We start from the raw sequence: 20,696 nt of genomic DNA, 5'->3' as shown, positions 1-20,696 counted from the left end.
ATCCGACCTGACGGTCGAAACCTGATCAGGCTAACCCCGTCGTCCCGACGGTTGAAGAAGCTAAGATACGTTCGGCTTCTCGTTTGAGATTCAGTCCTGCGTTCACATCACGGTCGTGATGGATGCCGCAACTCGGGCATGTCCATTCACGCAAGCCAAGATGTTTCACGTCTTTGTGTTGATGGCCGCAACTGGAGCACAGTTGACTGGAAGCAAAGGTCTTGCCGACTTTCATGACGGTCTTCCCGTACCATTCTGCTTTGTACTCCAGCATACGAAAGAACTCCGACCAGCTGACGTCCGAGATGGCCTTGCTCAACTTACGATTCTTCTGCATGTTCTTCACCTGCAAGGTCTCGATGCCGATGACGTCGTGGTTTTGGACGATCTCGGTCGATACCTTGTGCAGGAAGTCAGTGCGCTTGTTGACGATCTTCTCGTGGATACGGGCGACCTTCCGCTTCTGCTTCTGATAGTTTCTCGCCTCGGAAAGCGTGACTTTCTTGTTCCGGGCGATGCGTTGACGGCGGGAGAGCTTACGCTGTTCGCGCACCAGTTTCTTCTCGAGCGTACGGAAGTAACGGTCGTTCTTATAGACCGTGCCGTCCGACAGGATGGCGAAGTTCTTGAGTCCGACGTCGACGCCGACAGATGAACCGGTCTTCGGCAGTTCGTTGATTTCCTGCTCGACGAGCAGGGAGACGAAGTATTTTCCTGAAGCGTTACGTCGAATCGTGGCGTTCAAGATCCGGCCTTCGACCTGCTTCGAGTGGGCGAAACGAACCCATTTCAACTTCGGAAGTTTGAGCTGGTTGCACACAATCGAGACTTCAGGAAGTTGAGACTTGCCCTGTATGTTGGTCTTGTACGACTGGACGGGATTTCGTTTGGACTTGAATCGAGGGCGTTCATTCTGCTTCTTGAAGAAGCGGTCAAACGCATCGGCAAGATGTTTGATGCTGATCTGAACAGATGTGCTATCGACTTCCTTCAACCAGTCGAACTCCTGCTTCAACAAAGGAATTTCTTTGGAACAAGAACCATAGGACAGTCCTTTTCCAGTGGTCTTGTACATGTCATCCCACTTCGCCAGGAAGTGGTTGAAGATGAAGCGCGAACACCCGATGGTCTTCGCGATCAGGATTTCCTGCGCTTTTGTGGGGTAGATTCTGAATTTGTAAGCCTTGTGCTTCAACACCATTTTTCACCTCCTTCAAAGAGAATATACCCGAAAGACAGTCTGGCGATTCATCTCCCACTTTCACTTCGTTTAGAAGTGGGAGTATTCTCGCCTAATTTTGATAAAATCCTAACCATATACAAAAAATAACCCGGTCTTTTTTTGAGCAACCTAACCGACAGCCCCTTGCTATAGTTGAAAAAAAGCAAAGGGGTTGTTGAAGATGATGCAACAAATCGTGGAACGGGCGAAGACGCTAGTCGCCGGTAAAATGCAAGTAGTCGAAACGGTGGAAGAATGGGACTTACTGCTCGAGGAAATCCGAGGAATCGATGAATGGGTGCAGTTATCGCGTTACTATACACATTCCGTAAAACCAGACATCGCGTGGAGCGAACCAAAAGAAGACGTATCATTCGAGCAACCTGTCGTTCCGCCGGTGAAAATCACTCCTGTCATCGAACAACGTTACGCCTATACGTTTGTGCGTGAACTAAAAGGTGGTTCTTTACGGGAATGGCCGAACAGTCATATCTCGGAAACAGAAATCCGGCAATGGAACCTCGAACATGGAATGGAAATCCGTGTCCAAGTCGTACAGCAAGATGCACGCCGGACGACACTAGAAGTGATGGCCGTTGTCGCGACCGACCAGATGAAGCCACTGGCCGAACGAATCGTTTTTGAAAGATGTATCGTTAAAAATCATGGCATCATTGAATCGACGGTCGAAGGACCATTAAAGGATGAGACGGGTAAACCCTTTTACTATGCGACACCGGTTGAAGACATGCGCTTCTTCCATTTAAAAGAAGGGCAGCTCGTCGATCTCGTCATGTGGAAAAGTCGTCCGGAAACACTGACGATTGCCTGGAAGTATGCGTTCCAATATCAAGAGCCGACAGTACAGCTGTTAGAGACGTCAAACGATCCAACAGCACCAGTGCCTTCGTCAGTTGAATCGACTCAAGGATCAGCCGTCAAAAAATCTGGCCGTTACCTGAAGCAAATGAAACGAAAGTCGAAAGTAAAACAGGAACAGAAAACACGCCGGATTCGTGAAAAGAAATCTCAAGCGATGGCACCACTCGTCACGACATCCGTACCAGGGCAGCCAATCGACTTCCTTGATAAGAAGCCTCTCGATTTTGCGTCATTCGTCGGCATGCGACTCGTCATCGTCGGTAATGAACAGCAAGCACCGGTCTATCGGACATTTTTCGCGGAAACGGGTATCGAACTGATTCATCTGTCGGGAGACGCCCAATCAGCGAAAAAGATTGCCGGTCTCGCGAAAAAGACCGATGCGATCGTCGTCATCACGAGCCGTGTGTCCCACGCTGCTTCAGCACACGTCATCGCGCAGGCGAAAAAACACGATATTCCGTTTGCGATGGAACGACTGGATGGACGACGTTCTTTATATACGGCGTGCCAGCGCCAACTTGAAAAAGCACGCTTAAATCAGTTGAAAACAGGAAAATCCTGAAAAAGATGAAACTCCTCTCTTAATTAGCCGTAAATAGAGATAGAACTTATTTTGAGGAGGATCTCCATGATTAAAGAATTAAAATTATCCGCCCGTGAAGCGCTCAGTGGTCGCTGGGTCTTCATGGCACTTATGTTTTTACTGTTTCTCATCATTCAAAGTATTCCAACGATGTTTTCTTCTGATGCGAATGAAGATATTCAAGCGATTGATTTCATCGGTTTCTTACTGAACATTCTCTTACTTCCACTTGCGATTGGTTGGACATGGCTTGCGATGTCTGTCGCTCGGAAAGAACAGGCAAAAATCGTTGATTTATTTGAGCCATACAAAATTTTCTTAAAGGCAGTCGGTCTTTCGATTGTCCAAAGTATTTTCCTTGGTTTATGGTTCTTACTATTTATCATCCCGGGTATCATCAAGTCATTTTCGTATCTAATGACGTTTTATATTTTACGAGATGAACCTTCAATCGGAATTTTGGATGCGATTACACGTTCGCGCCAAATGATGGACGGACATAAGATGGAAGCGTTCATGCTCGTCCTCTCATTCATTGGTTGGTTCCTGCTCGGTTTGATTACCATCGGAATCGCCTTCTTGTGGGTTGGCCCATATTTCAGCGTCACGCTTGCAAAATTCTATGACCGCATCCGCGGTGAAGAAGCACCTGTCGAAGAGTCGACGTTTGTTGCCCCATATTAAGACAACGAGGATGAGAGCCCAGCTCTCATCCTTTTTTTATTGCTGTTTTTAATTCCGATTGGAAAACAAGGTTTAATGGTTGCTTTACTCTGCTAAAAAGTGTACGATAATTCCAATAATTCTTATCAAGAGAAGTCGAGGGAATGGCCCGAAGACACTTCAGCAACCCCGCGCGCAGCGGAAGGTGCTACTTCCTAAAGGGGGCAATCCCTTTACAGATAAGAGCAGACATGATTAATCCGTCGCTCTTTTCGATTTTCGAGAAGAGCGATTTTTTTTATAAGGGGGACATAACGGATGGAGTATGGATTTTGGTTACCGATTTTTGGCGGGTGGTTACGAAATGTCGAGGACGAACAGATGCCGGCGACGTTCGACTATGCGAAACAGGTCGCGCAAACGGCAGAACGAATCGGTTTTTCGACGACACTGATTGCGGAGTTGAATTTAAATGACATCAAAGGACTCGAGGCACCAAGTCTTGAAGCCTGGACGACGGCAGCGGCGATTGCCGCGACGACGGAGCGTCTCGAAATCATGACAGCTGTCCGTCCGGGGTTCCATAATCCGGCGACGACCGCGAAGATGGCAGCAAACATCGATCAACTCAGCAACGGGCGCTTTACACTGAACGTCGTCTCTGCCTGGTGGGAAGAAGAAGCGCGGCAATACAATGGCATCTTCACGGCCCACGACGAACGCTACGCGCGGACGGAAGAGTTTGTCACGATCATGAAAGGATTATGGGCAGATGCTTCGCCGTACAGCTTCGACGGGAACTATTATACGCTCGAGCAGACACAACTGCATCCGAAACCGGTTCAACGACCGGGCATCAAGTTGTACGCAGGCGGGGAAAGTGAAGCCGGGAAACAGACCATCGTCAATCATTGTGACGCCTATGTCATGCACGGGGGAACGGTGGAAGAAGTGTCCGTCAAGATTGAGGATATGAAGGCGCGTCGACAAGCAACTGGGCAACCGCCGCTTGAAAGTTTTGGACTGGCTGCCTATATCATCTGCCGGGATACGGAAGAAGAGGCCATTCAAGAATGGCAACGAATTACGGACGTCAAGGAAGACAGTGCCGGATACGCCGGGTACGACGACTTCGTCAGCAAATCACAACTCGAACAGCAGGTGAAACGGAACGATTATTCGGTCTCGAACCGCGGACTCCGTCCTGATTTGATTGGAACACCGGAACAGATTGCCGAACGGATTCTTGCGTTTGAGCAGGTGGGTGTCTCCTTATTATTACTTCAATTTTCACCACAACTGGAAGAGATGGAACGCTTCGCGCGCGACGTCATGCCGCTTGTCGAAGAAAAACGAAAGGTAGGTCAAACCAAATGACAAAAATTCATATCTTACACGAAAACCAAGAATGGACGGACCATTTAATTAAACGACTCGAAGAACTGGAGTTGCCATATGAACAGTGGCATCTCGACGAAGGGCAAGTTCCGCTTGATGAACTTCCACCGGAAGGCGTCTTTTACAGCCGGATGAGTGCATCTTCGCATACGCGCGGGCACCGCTACGCACCGGAACTGACAGAAGGTGTACTTGCTTGGCTTGAAGAACATGGTCGGACCGTCTTTAACGGGACCCGTGCCTTACGTCTTGAAGTGAGTAAAATCAATCAGTATACGGCTCTTCGAAAAGCCGGGATCCGGGTTCCGAAGACGACGGCTGCCGTCGGACGTGATCAGATTGTCGAAGCGGCGAAAAATATTGGCGTATCTTCGTTCATCACAAAACATAACCGTGCCGGAAAAGGACTCGGCGTTCAGTTGTTCCACTCGATTGAAGCACTCGAGACGTATCTCGACGGTCCGACGTTTGATGAACCGGTCGACGGGATCACGTTGATTCAAGAATATATCCAAGCACCGGAACCGTATATCACACGCTGTGAATTCGTCGGCGGAAAGTTCGTTTATGCTGTTCAGGTCGACACGTCAGAAGGATTTGAACTGTGCCCGGCAGATGCGTGTGTCATTGACGATTTGTTCTGCCCGGTCGGTGAAGAGGCCCCGCAAACACCGATGAAGTTTAAAATCGTCGATGGATTTGATGATCCAATCATTCAAAAGTATGAAGCATTCCTGCAGGCGAACCAGATTGCGGTCGCCGGGATCGAATTCATCAAGGATGCGAACGGAACCATTTATACGTATGACGTCAATACGAATACGAACTACAATTCAGATGCGGAAGCGGCTGCCGGTAAGTTCGGGATGCTCGAACTGGCGAAGTTCCTCGGAGCCGCACTGGAACTTCAAACTGTGAAATAACCATCACTAACCAATCCAAGCAAGCCGAATACCCTGTATGTGTGTAGTTTGAAGTTAGAACTGCACACATCAGGGTATTTTTCAGTAAAGGGAGGGGTTCGGATGGTAACGTGGCACGAAGAAAAGAGATTGGATGTTCCAATCGAGAAAGCCTGGCATATCTTTGATCATGATCGGTTACAACGTCTGATTCCGGGTGTCGTCCAGCACGAGGTGATTGAACGGAAACCGGGTGTCGTCGGCTCGACGTACCGGCAAACGTATATGCAGGGGAATCGATTAGAGACGTATATCGTGACGGATCTTGCCTATACGAATCAACCGGATTTTAAGCAAAATACGATTGGTTTTACGCTTGCTAAAATCTTTAAGCTCGAGATGACATTTACCTTAAAGCGGCTTGACGAAACAAGCTGTCAGCTGATTTATACCGGGAAAAACGAAGGCGCTAATTTCGTCGGACGAAGCCTGTTGTCACTTGGCGGCGAACGGGAAACAGAAAAAATCGTGCAGGAATTGCTCCGACGTGTGGAGCAGGAAGCCGGTCAGATGCGCACATAATCGAAAAACCGTCTTGAATCGCAAGACTAAAAAAGCAGGGAGCGGATTAAAACATCCACTGCCTGCTTTTTGCTAAGCTCTTATGCGATTTAACGGTGAGAATACGATTTCTGACCTGTCGGGAGACCGGACAAGTAACCGACACCGCCTGTTTTTTGAATGCCGATGCCGTCTTGCATCGCTTGCTCCAGTTTCTTCGGATCAACGGCTGTAATCTGCTTGCCGTTGAGTCCTTCACCCGGATGCTGGTAGTTGCTGAGCAGATAGCTGTATCCGCCGACACGATCGAGTGACCGGAGTCCTGTCGCTTCCGCACCAACCGGAACAGAGAGAATTCGTGACAGTTTTTTCGTCTTTAAGTTGTATGCCCAGACGAAGTTGTTTGTATGCAACGAGCTGTCTTCACCGATGAAGAGTGTGTTTGATGTTGCAGAATAGGCCAGGTTATCCGGATTTGAAACAAGATTCGGATTCGCTGTGTTGCCGTAGGCATCCGGCTTCGCTAAATCCTCACCGATGACGAGGGCCTGCATATTCGTCGGGACATAACGGCTGTCGATACCTTTTGCACGACCGAGGTCGATTTCAAACGTCGCACCGGATTCGCGTTTTTCCAGCTGAATATCGTCCTGAACGGCACCGTCTTGTTTTTCCGTACTACCGGAAACATACGAAAGCGCGATATAAGCTTTTTTGTCCTCCGCATTGACGGTAATCCCTTCCATCTTGTTGAACTCTGACGTTGCCCCGAGTAACGCGCCGTAACGACGGGATTCGAGGAAGGCCGCTTCTTTTTCCTTGCCTGGTTTTAACTTCAGATATTCGACCTTTTTGCTGGCGGCCGTCTTGACTGCTTTAAAGCCGGGCGTTGGAACGTCAGCGGTCTCAAAGATGTCACTAAACTTGGTTCCTTTGTCGATTAAGCGCTTCACTTCTTTATCGGATGCATGGCCGAGTTTGATCCATTCGAGATCCCCGGCGCCGCCTTCTGTTGCTTTCGTTTGATTGAACTTGGCAGCATACAGCGTTCCTTGTGAGAAGTCTTTCTTTTTATCGGCGACGTACATGAACATCATCGTATTATTGCCGTCATCTCCGAAGATGGCCGTTTTTTGGTCAGGAAGAATTTGCATCATCTCGTGTGAGAAACGACCGGTGCTGTAGTGCTTGACGACCGATGATTTTCCTTTGCGGTCGACAGAGATTTCCGGTGTGAAACCGTAGAAATAAGGATTTGCTTTTTCTTTTGTCCCAAAGTATCGTTCGGCGAAAGCGTTGACTTCTTTATAAGCGGAAGAGGCTGGATCGGATTCAAATGCCCGTGCATCCGGCTCATATTCTTCCGAACCGAGATGCGTCCCCCATGGTGTCGTCGAACCGTTACATGGTGTCCAGAGACCGTTGACGTTCTTGAAGTCGATTTTGCTTGCTTTCTTGACAGCCAGTTTCCCAGTCTTTTTATCCTGCACGACTTCTGTCAATGTCATCGAAGCGGGCAGTCCTTTGACCTCATTCCCTGCATTGTCGATTGAATCGTACTCGAAGTGGGAGACCATATACTTTTTCCCGTGGACTTCAAGCAGACTGTTTGAGTCCGGTGCATCCGAGACGAAGGCTTCCGGCTTGTCCGGGATGCTGCGGTCGATGATCGGATCTCCATTGACGTCAATCGGTGTTCCGGCAGCAATCATCGCGCCTTTATTCTCGACGATTTTATCTTGTGATAAGAACAATTGGTTGTAATCGAGCGGTTTGATTTCGGTTTTGCCGTTTTGATACGTGACTTTGACCTTGGCTTCCGTATACGTTTTGACCATTTGATTGACGGTGCTTGGTGCATCCATCGATAGAAACTCGACTTTCTTGATATCGCGTGCTGCACGTGATGTATGGGCATCAGCGAATGTTGGAATCAGACTCGATGACAGGACAGCTGCGGATAGACCGACGATAAGTGTTCGTTTCATGATAAATTCCCCCAAGTTGTTTGTTATCTTGCTACTTTCTCATTTAATCAGTTGATTATGAAGAGGATGTAAACATAACAGGACAGTTTCATTTCACTTGGTTAATTTTTCATTTACAAAAGGAGAGACGGTGTCTTGTTCAAAGCAGCCAATACTTCGGCAACTTGTATATCCTCTTTCATCTCAGCAAGAGGATGCCAGTCAATCCCGGATAGGACTTGTTGATCAAGTGGTCGTTCCGGATCGTGGCCGAGTAAAGGAATCGTTGCATCGACACGTTTGACGAGGAAGCAGACTTCTTTTCCGGACGAATCGGTTTTCGTATACAACGGTCGGATGACACGGACTGTCAGACGAACTTCTTCCGCGACTTCCCGAACGACCGCCTGTTCGAATGTTTCATCGGTGTTGAGACCACCGCCGGGTAAGGTCCAAAAACTTTGGTTTTCCGTTATGATCCGGACCATTAAAATCCGACCGTTCTCAATCAAAGCTGCACAGGCACGGTGACGCAAATGATTTCCTCCTCTGTTCGGACTGATACATCTAGTGTACAAAAAAAGAGACCCGATCCGCTAGGACAGGTCTCTTGTTTACTGCATTAGTTTGTAGCGTACAACGTTGATAGTTGTTCTTGGACAGACTCGTTGTTGAGGTATTCATCGTATGTCGTTTCTTTATCGACGATACCGTTTGGTGTCAATTCGATGATCCGGTTTGCAATCGTTTCGACGAACTGATGGTCATGCGAGCTGAACAGCATCGCACCTTTGTAAGCAATCAAACCATCGTTGAGTGCCGTGATTGATTCGAGATCCAAGTGGTTCGTCGGATCATCGAGGACAAGAACGTTTGAGCCGCTGAGCATCGCTTTTGATAACATACAACGGACTTTCTCTCCCCCTGATAAGACAGACGCTTTTTTCATGACTTCTTCACCGGAGAAGAGCATCCGACCGAGGAACCCACGAAGGAACGTGTCGCTCTCATCAGCTGGCGAATACTGGCGCAACCAATCGAGAATCGTTTTCTCCGAGCCTTCGAAGAAAGCAGAGTTGTCTTTTGGCAGATATGATTGTGACGTCGTGACACCCCATTTGAATGTTCCGCTGTCTGCTTCCATCTCACCCATCAGAATTTTAAAGAGTGTCGTGATTGCAATATCATTTTGACTGATGAAGACGGCTTTATCCGTTTTATTTAATGAGAAACGGACATTATCAAGGACTTTGACACCATCGATTGTTTTCGAAATGCCATCAACGATCAACAGATCATTTCCGATTTCACGTTCCGGTGTGAAGCCGACGAACGGATAACGGCGTGACGACGGACGGATGTCGTCGAGTGTGATTTTATCAAGCAGCTTTTTCCGTGACGTCGCTTGCTTCGCTTTGGAAGCGTTTGAGCTGAAACGGGCGATGAAGGCTTGAAGTTCTTTAATTTTTTCTTCTTTTTTCTTGTTTTGGTCGCCTGCCATACGTGAAGCAAGCTGACTTGATTCGTACCAGAAATCATAGTTTCCGATATACAGTTGGATTTTCCCGTAGTCGAGATCGGCCATATGCGTACAAACGTTGTTGAGGAAGTGACGGTCGTGGGAAATGACGATGACCGTATTTTCAAACCCGATTAAGAATTCTTCAAGCCATTTGACGGCTTTCAAGTCAAGACCGTTGGTAGGCTCATCGAGTAACAGAATGTCTGGCTTACCAAACAATGCTTGAGCAAGCAGGACTTTGACTTTCTCTCCGCCCGTTAGTTCAGCCATTGTTTTAGTGTGCAGATTTTCTTTGATACCAAGACCTTGTAAGAGCATTGCCGCTTCCGACTCTGCTTCCCATCCGTTCATTTCTGCGAACTCACCTTCGAGCTCAGCAGCACGCATGCCGTCTTCGTCCGAGAAGTTTTCTTTCATATAGATAGCATCTTTTTCTTTCATGACTTCATAAAGACGTTTATGTCCCATCATGACCGTTTCAATGACTTGGAACTCTTCATATTCATAATGGTTCTGGCGAAGGACACCAAGGCGTTCGCCCGGCGTGATGATGACGTCTCCTTGTTGCGCTTCGATATCACCGGCAAGAATTTTAAGGAATGTGGATTTACCGGCACCGTTTGCACCGATGAGACCGTAGCAGTTGCCCGGTGTGAACTTGATGTTGACGTCTTCGAATAATTTACGGTCCGCAAAGCGGAGACCGACGTTTTGTACTGTAATCATATAGAGATGAACCCTCGTTTCTAGTGTGTGATGTGCTGTTACGAGTGTACCACAAAATGATACGCTTCGTTTTAAGGACAAAGTTCTTTACATCTTAGACCGGATTGCACAATTTAGCAACCATGCTTTTAAACAAAATGAAACATTTTCCAACAGGGAGCGTAAGAGTAGGTAGAACATTCATGAAGGAGGAGGACGGTGTGGCAACACTTTTTACATTATTATTTTTTGCACTAATCGTCTTGCTAGCCATTGAACTGTATAAGTATATTCAGGATAAAATTGATAAAGGAGACTCAAAATGAGAGAAATCAAACCGAAAAAACGTATCAGGCCATCGATGATCATCGCCGGTGTAATCGTCGTTGCGCTTCTCGCGATGACGCCATTCATCGTCGAACAAATCGAACCGGGACAGGTCGGTGTCGTCTATAAACCGTCCAGCGGTGTTCAGGATGAGACACTCTCGCAAGGATGGCACATCGTGTCGCCGATTACACGTGTCACCGAATATCCGATCCGGACACAGACCAAGTCACTCGACAATATGACACTGGCGACAAAGGACGGAAAGAATATCGTCGTCGACTTTACGTACAGTTTTTCGGTCTCACCGGATCAAGTGACGGAAGTCTTTAATAAATTCGGTCCGATTGAAATTGATGAGATTGCTGCCGGTTACTTAAAACAACGTCTTTATGACGCGTCACGCGAACAGATTTCGAAAGTCACCGTCCTTGAGTTATTCGGGGAGCAGTCCGGAAACGTCTCGACGAGCATTCAGACGCAGTTTGCCGAAGATGTCAAAAAGATTGGATTTATCATCGAGGACGTCGCACTCGGAGCACCTAAACCGGATGCGAAAACACAGGAAGCGATTGATGCGCGGGTCAAAGCGTCACAAGAGCTTGATAAAAAGAAGACGGATCTTGCGATTGCGAAAGCGGAAGCAGAACGGCTACGGGTAGAAGCGAAAGGTGCAGCAGATGCCCGATTGATTGAAGCACAAGGACTTGCGAAGGCCCAAAAAGAACTACAAAAAACATTGACGGAAGAGATGATTCAGTACGAAGCCGTCAAGAAGTGGGACGGGAAATCACCGCTGGTCAGCGGGTCGGGCAGTATGGTCCAATTACCAATTCCGGATCAACAAACAACAACAGAAGAGAAGTAAGTGAACTGTAATTTTTTCATAAAGCTTATCTGTCATCTGAAGAAAAAATATGGAGCACAAAAAAGCAGATTCTCATGTCGAGAATCTGCTTTCGTTATACCGTCTTATTTAGCTGACTGAGCGAATCGCTCCGCAATCGCCACTACGACCTCTGTTGCTTTGACCATGTTGTCGACAGAGATGAATTCAAACTTCCCGTGGTAGTTTTCACCACCTGTAAAGAGATTTGGTGTCGGAAGTCCCATGTACGACAGTTGCGAACCGTCCGTACCGCCACGAATCGGTTTGATGATCGGTGTGATGCTGAGTGATTCCATCGCAGCATGCGCGATATCAACGATTTCCATATGCGGCTCGATTTTCTCGCGCATGTTGTAATATTGATCGTTCAGTTTGATTTCGACACTGCCTGCCCCATATTTCTTGTTCCATTCTTCGACCAAAGCCGTCAGGAAGTGTTTCCGGGCTTCGAATTTAGTACGGTCGAAATCACGGATAATGTAATGGACGGTCGTTTTTTCGACCGAACCTTCAAACGAAATCAAATGGTAGAATCCTTCGAAACCGTCTGTGAATTCAGGTGCCTCATCGCCCGGTAACCGGTTTTGGAAAGCCATCGCATGTTTTTGCGAGTTGACCATCTTGTCTTTCGCCGTACCCGGGTGGACGTTTGTTCCGTGGAAGACGATTTCTGCAGCAGCTGCGTTGAAACTTTCATATTCAAGTTCACCGAGCGGACCGCCGTCGACCGTATATGCAAATTTTGCATCAAAAGCAGCGACGTCAAAATGATGCGGACCACGTCCAATTTCTTCATCAGGTGTGAAGGCGACACGAATCCGGCCATGTTTGATTTCCGGGTGCGTGAGAAGATGATGCATCGCAGTCATGATCTCGGCGATTCCGGCCTTATTGTCTGCGCCGAGCAATGTCGTGCCATCTGTCGTCATCAACGTATGCCCGACATAGTTTTTAAGTGCAGGAAAATCCTTTGGGGACAGGATGACAGGAATCGTTGGGTTAAGCACCAGGTCTTCCCCGTCATATCCTTCGACGATTTGCGGATTGACGTTTGTTCCTGTGAAATCAGTCGCCGTATCCAGGTGGGCTAAAAATCCGATTGTCGGAATGTCCGCATCGGTATTGGCAGGAAGAGTCGCCATGACATATCCGTTTGCATCGACGGTCACATCACTCATGCCGATTTCCTTCAGTTCTTCAACAAGCAGACGGGCGAGCGTCCATTGTCCGTCGGTTGTCGGGACGGTCGTACTGGCATAGTCAGACTGTGTATCGATTTTCGCATATGTAGTCAAGCGACGAATCAAATCATGTTTCAAAGAAAAAACGTCCTTTCTGAGTTAAGGTAGCTTCATCATAGCATGAAGTAGGAATGTTAGAGTATTCTGAAACAAGATAAGCTGATTTGAAAAAAGGGGGATTTTTTATGAAAGCATATGTCGTCGAACAGTACGGAAAAGACGCTACGTTAACAGAAAAAGACGCTACGTTAACAGAAAAAGACGTCACACTTAATCAAACGGGGAACTACGATTTAAAGATTAAAGTGGAGGGTACAAGCCTAAATCCACTGGACACCAAAATGTTTTTTGGTCATGTGGCAGCAGCTCCATCAACTGGAATTCTCCAGGGCGATGTTACGGGGGAAATCATTGGAATCGGAGAGAGTGTGACGTCTTTTTCTGTCGGCGATCATGTCATTGCCTTTGGCGGTGGACTCGGTAACCGGTCCGGAGCACTGGCGGAGCAAATGTTGGTTCCTGAAAAGATGGCCGTACTCAGACCGGATAATCTGGACATTGCTACAGCAGGTTGTCTGCCGGTCATCAGTCTGACGGCAATGGAAGTGTTGAAGGAGCGGGCAGCCGTTCATCCGGGGATGCGCTTGTATGTAGCAGGTGGGACGGGGGGAGTCGGTCACCTTGTCGGACAACTGGCTAAACATTATGGATGTGACGTGACAGCGAGTGCTTCAAGTGATGAGAAGGCAACGTGGTTAGAACAACACGGTATTCGTCCGCACCGGTACCGGGATGAATCAGCCGAACAGTTATTAGCGCGTCTCGGTCATGATGGATTCGATGTCATCGTTGATACCGTCGGCGGAGATCATTTGCAAGAGTCTTTCATCCTTGCGAAGGAGCGCGGAAAAATTATTTCCATCGCCACCCGGACGACACAGGATTTGACGATGATGCACAGTAAGGCATTGACGCTCGAAGCCGTCTTCGTTGCCCTTCCATTGTTGAAAGGGAAAGAGCAGGAAATGTTACGTCAACAAGCGCATTTGGCAGAAGTCGCACAACTCGTCGCGGATGGAGTCATCGACCTCGTCATCGAAGAGCAGGTGCCGCGTCGGCTTGATGCATTGAATGTTGCCTACCAAACCTTTGATCAGCGGTCACATTTTGGGAAAATCAGCATCGTAACTGATTGTTCCTAAGAATAATGATTCGCTATTCATTTTACTTTTCCTTTTAATCCCAAAAAAAATCTGCTGATGAAAAAATCATCAGCAGAATCATTAATTATGTGCTTATTTACGCCGGACCAACACGGATTTTGAAGCTGTTTCTTTTAAAGAAGCATGTTCCGGGAAGTCGTCTAAAGGAGTACTTTCCCAAACGATTTCGTACGTTTGACGTAATTTTTTAAATGCTTGATCGACCATCTTCATGAAGCGGGCTTGGTCAAATAAAGGACAGTCTGTCGTAATCAGCAATAAACCGCCACGATGGGTCATGTGGATGGTTTGTTGAATCAAAGCGGGTAAGTCGACCTCCGCCCGGAAATGACGAGCCTGTGTTTTGACAAGAATCGGCGGATGAACGATGACGAAATCAAAGCGTGTTTTTTTATCGGCTTGATCGATATAGTCAAAGGCGTCCTGCACAAGAATGGTCTGTGTTGCGGGATCGAGTTGATGTAATTCCAACTGTTCGATGGTCTTATTACGGCTCCGTGTTGAAAAATCAACGCTTGTCGTCTCGGTTGCACCACCAAGAAGGGCAGCTGCCGTTAACGTACCGGTGTCAGAAAACAGATTCAGGACATGCCGGTCTGCAGCGTGTTCTTTAACGATGGAACGGAGTTCGCGCTGCTGAATATCGAGACCGGTACGCATACCGGCATCGAGATGGTACAGCAGAGGGATTCCATTTTCCTGCAAGACTTCGGGGAAATCACCGCGTTCACCGGCTAAGAAATCGTCACCTTTGACCGGTTGTCCATCGATTTGGAAAGCCCGTTTTTCATAAATGCTTTTGAAGTGGATAAGTGATTCGAGTGCTGACACGATATCGGCTTTAAAAGAGTAGATGCCTTCGTTTTCAAACGTGATCAGATAATGGTGATCAAAACAATCGATTGTCAGACCGCCGATTCCGTCTCCTGAACCGTTGAACACGCGGAACGTATCAATTAAATCATTCTCAAAAAAATCATTCCGACGATCGAGGGCAGCCTCGATTTTTTCTTTGAAGAAGGTTTCGTCGATGTCTTGCAGTTCATCAGTCGTCAGTAACCAACCAACCCCTTTTTCCTGCTTGCCAAAATAACCCGTTGCAAGGTATTCTTTATCTTCTGTCATCAGCCGGAGTAAGGCACCAGCTTCTTTGAGATGACTGGTTTTTTGAAACAATTCTTTGTACAAAAACGGTTGTCCGTCTTTGATTTGTTCGAGGGCTGTCGTTTTGACGACAACCGGATAAATTTCACGTGGCACACGAGTTCCTCATTTCTAGCAAAATATTAGCATTCTTCATCAAATGGTAAACTATTTTCGAAAGAAGCTTCGAAAGAAAATTTTTTATTTTCTTCTGCGTATTTTAATTTGTTATGTGTGATAATAACTTCTTCAATTATTTGTTCAAAACTACTTTTTATATCGTGCTCCCAAATTCTTAAAATTGTCCATCCATTACAAGTATAATGTTTTGTAACTTCTAAGTCTCTTTCAATGTTTCTTTCAATTTTTTTTTCCCAAAAGAGAGAATTTTTTTTAGGTAGTTTAAAATGCTTAGGACATCCATGCCAAAAGCATGAATCAATAAAAATGACAAATTTTAAATTGGGAAAAGCGATATCAGGAGTTCCAAACAATATAGAAACATTTTTTCTATACCGAAGTCCTCTTTTCCATAATACTTTTCTAACACGAAACTCCAGTTTCGTATCTTTGGATTTTGCTTTATGATTAATATTATTTTTTTTCATCACCATACTTTGTATAACACCTCCAATAAGTTATAATTTAAGAATTAAGAACTAATGATCGTAAAAGAAGTGGAAATCGGTTTTAAAAATTAAATTTAAATAAGTAAAATTAAAAAGAGGTGACAATATTGAAAAAATATAAATTTATAGATTTATTCGCAGGAATTGGTGGCATGAGACTAGCTTTTACAGACGAAGATAGTGAATGTGTATTTTCTTCAGAATGGGATCGTTTCTCTCAACAAACATATGAAGCTAATTTCGGAGAGAAACCTCACGGTGATATTACTTTAATTCCCGAAAATGAAGTTCCAAATCATAATATCTTGATTGCTGGATTTCCTTGTCAACCATTTAGCAATATTGGAAAAAGAGAAGGTTTTTCTCATAAAACACAAGGAACGCTATTTTTTGATGTCCTAAGAATTTTGAAAGAAAAACAACCAGAAAGTTTTTTATTAGAAAATGTAGTTGGTTTGTTAACTATCCAAAAGGGTGAAGCATTCCGTATTATTCAAAATGCATTAATTGAAATCGGCTATACAGTATATTATAAAGTTTTAGATTCAGTAGACTTTGGGATTCCTCAAAATCGAAAAAGAATATATATTGTAGGGTTCAGAAATGATTTAAAAGTAAATTCATTTGAATTTCCTTCAGGAAATTCTTTGAAAGAACCAATTAATAAGTACATTGAGTGGGGAGCAGCTGGTTATTCGATTACCAAAAAAACCCAAGAGAATTATTTGTTTAAAAAGGATGATGGACGCCCTCAAATCATTGATGAAACATCTGAATTTCCAGTAAAAACATTGGTTGCTAGCTACCATAAAATTCAAAGACTAACAGGAACTTTTGTAAGAGATGGGGAGACTGGGTTAAGGTTGCTTTCTGAAAAAGAGTGTAAATCAATTATGGGTTATCCTAAAGACTTCGTGATTCCTGTTTCCCGAACACAGATGTATAGACAATTTGGGAATAGTGTAGCTGTTCCTGTTGTAAGGGAAATAGCTAAAGAAATGAAAAAGTCTTTATGTATTGAAATAAATGATAATCAAATAGAATTTGTTATATAAAATTAACAAATTATAGATAAATCACACCTTTTATGTATAATAAGGGTGTGATTTTATTTTGTTAGGAGGGTTTATTTTGAATATTTACAAGGATTCAAGAAATATGCGTGGAGCACTTCATTCAAGTATGATTGAAATTTTACTGGATAAGCTGTTAGAAAAAAAATATATAAAAAATTTTTTGACAAAACCTAGAATAGGTTATGCTTCAAAGAAAAAACAATTTCACTTTTCGATAGAAATTGAGTTTTTAGATGGAGAGAAATGGCTAATCCAAACCTCTACCTCTTACCCTAGAGAAAGAATAAATGGTTACCAGTGGAATGCTTTAAATTTTAAAAAAATTGATTCGTCTTACAAAAAGGCATTGATAGTGTATCCTGACATGATTGATGAAAAGGAAGTTAAGAAATTTGAAAGCTATAAGTCTTCAATTGACAAAGAAAAAATTCTTTCAGAAATCGATAATATAGTTAGTTTTACTGAATTATATTTTTTGATAGAAGAGAAATGGTTAGAAAAAGAAAAACTAACAAAAGTAAAAGCTTTACAAGGGACAGCTTTTGAAAAGTTGCTTGTAGATATTTTATCAAGTAAACATAATTTAAATATATGGAATCAAGATACACATAAGGAAATTGGATTTTATTTCCCTTATTTCTATAAAATAATAAGTAAATTTGGAATACATACAGAAGAAAAAATAATAGATATAAAAGCAACAAATATTATTCCTAAATTAAAAAACAATCACTTAAGTTTAAGATCTAGCAATCCTAAAACTGACTTAATAGTAAAGATTTTTTTGAAAGATAGTGAAAAAACTTTTACTATTAGTTCCAAAAGAACGAGTAGTAAATGGGTAGCGGTTCATCAATATCCAGCTAGTTCTTTTATTGAAGTATTAAATATAAAAGAAGAACCACTAAAATATGCTTTGAATGAATTGCAACAAACAGGTGCACCTACTCAGATTAGCGATGAAAGTATATATGCTATCAACCAATATTTCCCTAAATACTATGAAAAATTAACAGAGTGGGCTTATTGTGGTATAGGTGGAGTTGGTACTGGAGTTCAAAATGCTGAATATTTTACTGTCTATAAAAATGATACTAAAGAATTAATGATTTATCATAAAGAAGAATATATTAATAAAATTTTAACTGAAGTTAAGAATGGACAATTTAATAGCCCCTTCCAGTTTACGTATACAGGTGAACGAGGAGCAAGTATTCAGTTAAAAGGAAAAGTATTATAATGCATAAAAGAATAATTCGATAATACAAAAAAAGGAGGTGTTACCCTCCAAATTCCACAACCGCCTCTAACGAAACCTTCACATTACCAGCCAGTGCCCGCGTAATCATACACGATCCTTCTGCTTTTTCAGCCAGGCGGCGTGCTTTCGTCAGGTTCGCTTCTGTCGTCTCTACCGGTAGAATCAAGGTCGGTCGGTGTATGATCGCGTCATAGGTGAAGACGCCGTTCGTGACGTCGACGATTCCTTCCGATTCCATCGTCAGTGATACTTTAGGAATGTTGTTCCGTTCAAGCATGGCAGCGAGTGTGATGATGTAACAGGTTGCTGCCGCGCCAAGTAACATTTCGTCCGGATTGGTACCGACACCGGGACCGTCCATTGCATCCGGAATTGAAATCTTGGTTTTTAATTCGCCGGTCTCGATTTGTCCGACATCATTGCGGTTGCCCGGCCAATCTGCTGTCAGGTGAAAATGGTGTTTCATAGTAATCGCCTCCTGTTTCTTCATCATACGAGCCATTCTTCAATTTTTCGCCTAATCTGCTCAAAGCAAAACCACGCCAAGTCGAACTGGCGTGGTTTTGTTGTGTCAGCTGAAGATGTGATCGATTTGACGAATCTCGTCTTCCGTTAATTCGACATCAAGTGTCCGGATCGTATCCGTGACTTGATCAGCCCGTTTCGCACCCGGGATGATGGCGTCGATGCCGTCCTGTGCTAAATACCAGGCGAGAACGATGTGCGCGACTTCGGCATCTTTCGCTTCCGCAATCGGACGCAACAAGTCGACTTTTGCCAGATTGTCTTTGAATACATCATCCTGGAACAACGGATCGTTTTTCCGAAGATCATCAAACTTCGTATCTGCATCATATTTTCCGGCAAGCAGACCGGCAGCAAGCGGGAAGTACGGTACGAATGAAATGCCGTGTTCCCGAATGTACGGTAAAATCTCTTTTTCGGCATCGCGTTTAAAGAGATTGTACTCACCTTGGTAGACGTCGACATGACCGTCCTTATTGGCTTCTTTTAACTGCTCGAGCGAGAAGTTAGAGACACCGATCGCCCGAATTTTTCCTGCGGCTTTTAGCTCAGCAAGAGCTGCGACGGCTTCGTCTTTTGGTGTCGTCTCGTCCGGGAAGTGAATGTAATACAAATCAATGTAATCTGTCCGCAGACGCTTCAGACTATCTTCGACCGCTTGTTTCAAAAATTCAGGTGAGTTGTTCATGACGGCCTTACCGTCGATGAGTTGGTGTGCCCCTTTTGTCGCAAGAATAACTTCCTCACGTTCCACTGTTTCACTCCACACTTCTCCGACTAGTTCTTCCGAACGTTCCGGACCATAAATGTAGGCGGTATCCAAGAAGTTAATACCGTTCATCAAAGCGACGCGGACAAGATCCCGACCTGCCTGTTCATCGAGATTTGGATAAAGGTTGTGTCCTCCGACCGCATTCGTTCCAAGACCGATTGGATTGACGGTAAGATTAGATTTTCCAAGAGTGACTGATTTGTTCATGACTTTTTCCTCCTTAAACGATATCGAGTGGTTCTTTTTTAGTTGGTGCCGGGAATGCTTCATCGAGTGCTGTATATTCTTCGTCGGTTAACTCGACGAGCGCCGATTTCCCGTTTTCTTCCACGTGTTGTGCCTGTCCGGCTTTCGGGATTGCGATGACGTCACCGCTGCGAATCGCCCAGGCAAGTAGAATTTGTGCCGGTTTGACGCCATGTTCTTCCGCAAGACGTTCGACAGTCGGATGATCAAGCAATTGGTCCCGTAAGCTACCGCCTTCTGCGAGTGGGCAATAGGCCATGACCGGAATCCCGTGTTGTTTTAAGAGCGGCATCAACTCATACTCGATACCACGCGAACCAAGATGATACAGCACTTGGTTGACAGAACATTGATCGCCGTTACGAAGTGATAAAAGTTCGTTCATGTCAGAGACATCAAAGTTAGAGACACCCCAACGGCGGATTTTACCTTCTGCCTTTAATTGCTCGAGACCGTCGACCGTTTCCTGAAGCGGAATGCTGCCGCGCCAGTGCAACAAGTAGAGATCTAAATAATCAGTACCGAGATTTTCAAGTGTCTGCTCACAGGCTGCGCGCAGTTTTTCGCCGCCGGCATTGTGGGGATAGACTTTTGAGACGAGGAACACGTCGTCACGTCGTTCTTTCAGTACCTCGCGAATCAGTTGTTCGGAGGCTCCTTCCCCGTACATTTCCGCGGTATCGATCAGTTCCATCCCGCTGTCGAGTCCGACGTGCAAGGCTTCGATTTCAGCCTGACGCTTACTTTGGTCTTCTCCCATACGCCATGTCCCTTGGCCAAGTGCACGAACATGCGTCTGATCCGGAAGTGTAACGGTCTTTTGTTTCAGTGCCGCCAGTATGACGGTCCGTTCTGTCTCATTCATCTCAGTTCCTCCTTTAAAAAGCACAATAGTAGGGTTTACCACGGATAGAGCAGAAAAAAACGTCCGCCTTCCGGGCAAACGGAAGACGGAT

19 protein-coding genes and 1 riboswitch are annotated in these 20,696 nt (G+C 45.1%); of the genes, 9 read left to right on the top strand and 10 right to left on the bottom strand.

The features are described from left to right. Positions 1-25: 25 nt before the first annotated feature. Positions 26-1,198 carry an IS200/IS605 family element RNA-guided endonuclease TnpB gene (gene tnpB / locus MUN34_RS13480; protein WP_247858112.1) on the bottom strand — a complete coding sequence of 391 codons (1,173 nt, stop codon included), beginning with the start codon at positions 1,196-1,198 and terminating at the stop codon, positions 26-28. Between the two features lie 205 nt (positions 1,199-1,403). On the opposite strand from tnpB, the gene MUN34_RS13475 reads away from it, so the two are divergent. From MUN34_RS13475 to MUN34_RS13455, 5 genes are all read left to right on the top strand, one after another. Then, positions 1,404-2,669, top strand: coding sequence for a DUF2325 domain-containing protein (locus tag MUN34_RS13475; RefSeq protein ID WP_247858068.1), 1,266 nt, complete (start codon positions 1,404-1,406; stop codon positions 2,667-2,669). Positions 2,670-2,735: 66 nt separating this feature from the next. Then, positions 2,736-3,374: a DUF975 family protein gene (locus tag MUN34_RS13470; protein ID WP_026827099.1), complete on the top strand. Its 639-nt coding sequence runs from the start codon at positions 2,736-2,738 to the stop codon at positions 3,372-3,374. Between the two features lie 119 nt (positions 3,375-3,493). Beyond that, a riboswitch (SAM riboswitch) is annotated at positions 3,494-3,599 on the top strand. A 72-nt stretch (positions 3,600-3,671) separates the two neighbouring features. Further along, complete coding sequence (locus MUN34_RS13465) at positions 3,672-4,730, top strand: LLM class flavin-dependent oxidoreductase (RefSeq protein ID WP_026827100.1); 1,059 nt, start codon at positions 3,672-3,674, stop codon at positions 4,728-4,730. Further along, on the top strand, positions 4,727-5,674 hold the full coding sequence (locus MUN34_RS13460) for an ATP-grasp domain-containing protein (protein ID WP_247858067.1): 948 nt from the start codon (positions 4,727-4,729) through the stop codon (positions 5,672-5,674). The genes MUN34_RS13465 and MUN34_RS13460 overlap by 4 nt, the downstream gene beginning before the upstream one ends. 102 nt (positions 5,675-5,776) lie before the next feature. After that, complete coding sequence (locus tag MUN34_RS13455) at positions 5,777-6,235, top strand: SRPBCC family protein (protein WP_247858066.1); 459 nt, start codon at positions 5,777-5,779, stop codon at positions 6,233-6,235. Positions 6,236-6,324: 89 nt separating this feature from the next. Here MUN34_RS13455 and MUN34_RS13450 read toward each other — a convergent pair whose 3' ends face one another. The 3 genes from MUN34_RS13450 to MUN34_RS13440 all read right to left on the bottom strand — a co-directional run bounded on the left by MUN34_RS13450 (position 6,325) and on the right by MUN34_RS13440 (position 10,429). After that, positions 6,325-8,202, bottom strand: coding sequence for a PhoX family protein (locus MUN34_RS13450; RefSeq protein WP_247858065.1), 1,878 nt, complete (start codon positions 8,200-8,202; stop codon positions 6,325-6,327). A 113-nt stretch (positions 8,203-8,315) separates the two neighbouring features. Beyond that, positions 8,316-8,717: an NUDIX domain-containing protein gene (locus tag MUN34_RS13445; protein ID WP_247858064.1), complete on the bottom strand. Its 402-nt coding sequence runs from the start codon at positions 8,715-8,717 to the stop codon at positions 8,316-8,318. An 86-nt stretch (positions 8,718-8,803) separates the two neighbouring features. Then, positions 8,804-10,429: an ABC-F family ATP-binding cassette domain-containing protein gene (locus MUN34_RS13440; RefSeq protein WP_247858063.1), complete on the bottom strand. Its 1,626-nt coding sequence runs from the start codon at positions 10,427-10,429 to the stop codon at positions 8,804-8,806. 301 nt (positions 10,430-10,730) lie between these two features. Between MUN34_RS13440 and MUN34_RS13435 the strand changes: the two genes are divergently transcribed. Then, a complete protein-coding gene (locus MUN34_RS13435; protein ID WP_012371819.1) occupies positions 10,731-11,603 on the top strand; it encodes a prohibitin family protein in 873 nt (290 codons plus the stop codon). Between the two features lie 104 nt (positions 11,604-11,707). On the opposite strand, the gene pepT is transcribed toward MUN34_RS13435, so the two are convergent. Further along, on the bottom strand, positions 11,708-12,943 hold the full coding sequence (gene pepT, locus MUN34_RS13430; RefSeq protein WP_247858062.1) for a peptidase T: 1,236 nt from the start codon (positions 12,941-12,943) through the stop codon (positions 11,708-11,710). Between the two features lie 107 nt (positions 12,944-13,050). Between pepT and MUN34_RS13425 the strand changes: the two genes are divergently transcribed. Beyond that, complete coding sequence (locus MUN34_RS13425; protein ID WP_247858061.1) at positions 13,051-14,067, top strand: zinc-binding dehydrogenase; 1,017 nt, start codon at positions 13,051-13,053, stop codon at positions 14,065-14,067. Between the two features lie 93 nt (positions 14,068-14,160). Here MUN34_RS13425 and MUN34_RS13420 read toward each other — a convergent pair whose 3' ends face one another. Together MUN34_RS13420 and MUN34_RS13415 are read right to left on the bottom strand one after the other, a co-directional pair. Beyond that, a complete protein-coding gene (locus tag MUN34_RS13420; RefSeq protein ID WP_247858060.1) occupies positions 14,161-15,348 on the bottom strand; it encodes a class I SAM-dependent rRNA methyltransferase in 1,188 nt (395 codons plus the stop codon). Between the two features lie 26 nt (positions 15,349-15,374). Beyond that, a complete protein-coding gene (locus MUN34_RS13415) occupies positions 15,375-15,845 on the bottom strand; it encodes a very short patch repair endonuclease (RefSeq protein ID WP_247858059.1) in 471 nt (156 codons plus the stop codon). A gap of 122 nt (positions 15,846-15,967) precedes the next feature. Between MUN34_RS13415 and MUN34_RS13410 the strand changes: the two genes are divergently transcribed. Both MUN34_RS13410 and MUN34_RS13405 read left to right on the top strand, forming a co-directional pair. Next, positions 15,968-16,915 carry a DNA cytosine methyltransferase gene (locus MUN34_RS13410; RefSeq protein WP_247858058.1) on the top strand — a complete coding sequence of 316 codons (948 nt, stop codon included), beginning with the start codon at positions 15,968-15,970 and terminating at the stop codon, positions 16,913-16,915. 76 nt (positions 16,916-16,991) lie between these two features. Beyond that, complete coding sequence (locus MUN34_RS13405; RefSeq protein ID WP_247858057.1) at positions 16,992-18,176, top strand: MspI family type II restriction endonuclease; 1,185 nt, start codon at positions 16,992-16,994, stop codon at positions 18,174-18,176. Positions 18,177-18,216: 40 nt separating this feature from the next. On the opposite strand, the gene MUN34_RS13400 is transcribed toward MUN34_RS13405, so the two are convergent. The 3 genes from MUN34_RS13400 to MUN34_RS13390 form a co-directional block, all read right to left on the bottom strand. Next, positions 18,217-18,663, bottom strand: a complete 447-nt coding sequence (locus tag MUN34_RS13400; RefSeq protein ID WP_247858056.1) for an OsmC family protein — start codon at positions 18,661-18,663, stop codon at positions 18,217-18,219. Between the two features lie 105 nt (positions 18,664-18,768). After that, positions 18,769-19,701, bottom strand: a complete 933-nt coding sequence (locus MUN34_RS13395; protein WP_247858055.1) for an aldo/keto reductase — start codon at positions 19,699-19,701, stop codon at positions 18,769-18,771. A gap of 13 nt (positions 19,702-19,714) precedes the next feature. Further along, on the bottom strand, positions 19,715-20,605 hold the full coding sequence (locus MUN34_RS13390) for an aldo/keto reductase (RefSeq protein ID WP_247858054.1): 891 nt from the start codon (positions 20,603-20,605) through the stop codon (positions 19,715-19,717). Positions 20,606-20,696: the final 91 nt, after the last annotated feature.

It is taken from the genome of Exiguobacterium sp. 17-1 (assembly GCF_023096305.1).
GTDB lineage: Bacteria > Bacillota > Bacilli > Exiguobacteriales > Exiguobacteriaceae > Exiguobacterium_A > Exiguobacterium_A sibiricum_A.
This window is presented reverse-complemented; position numbering and strand designations above follow the sequence as displayed.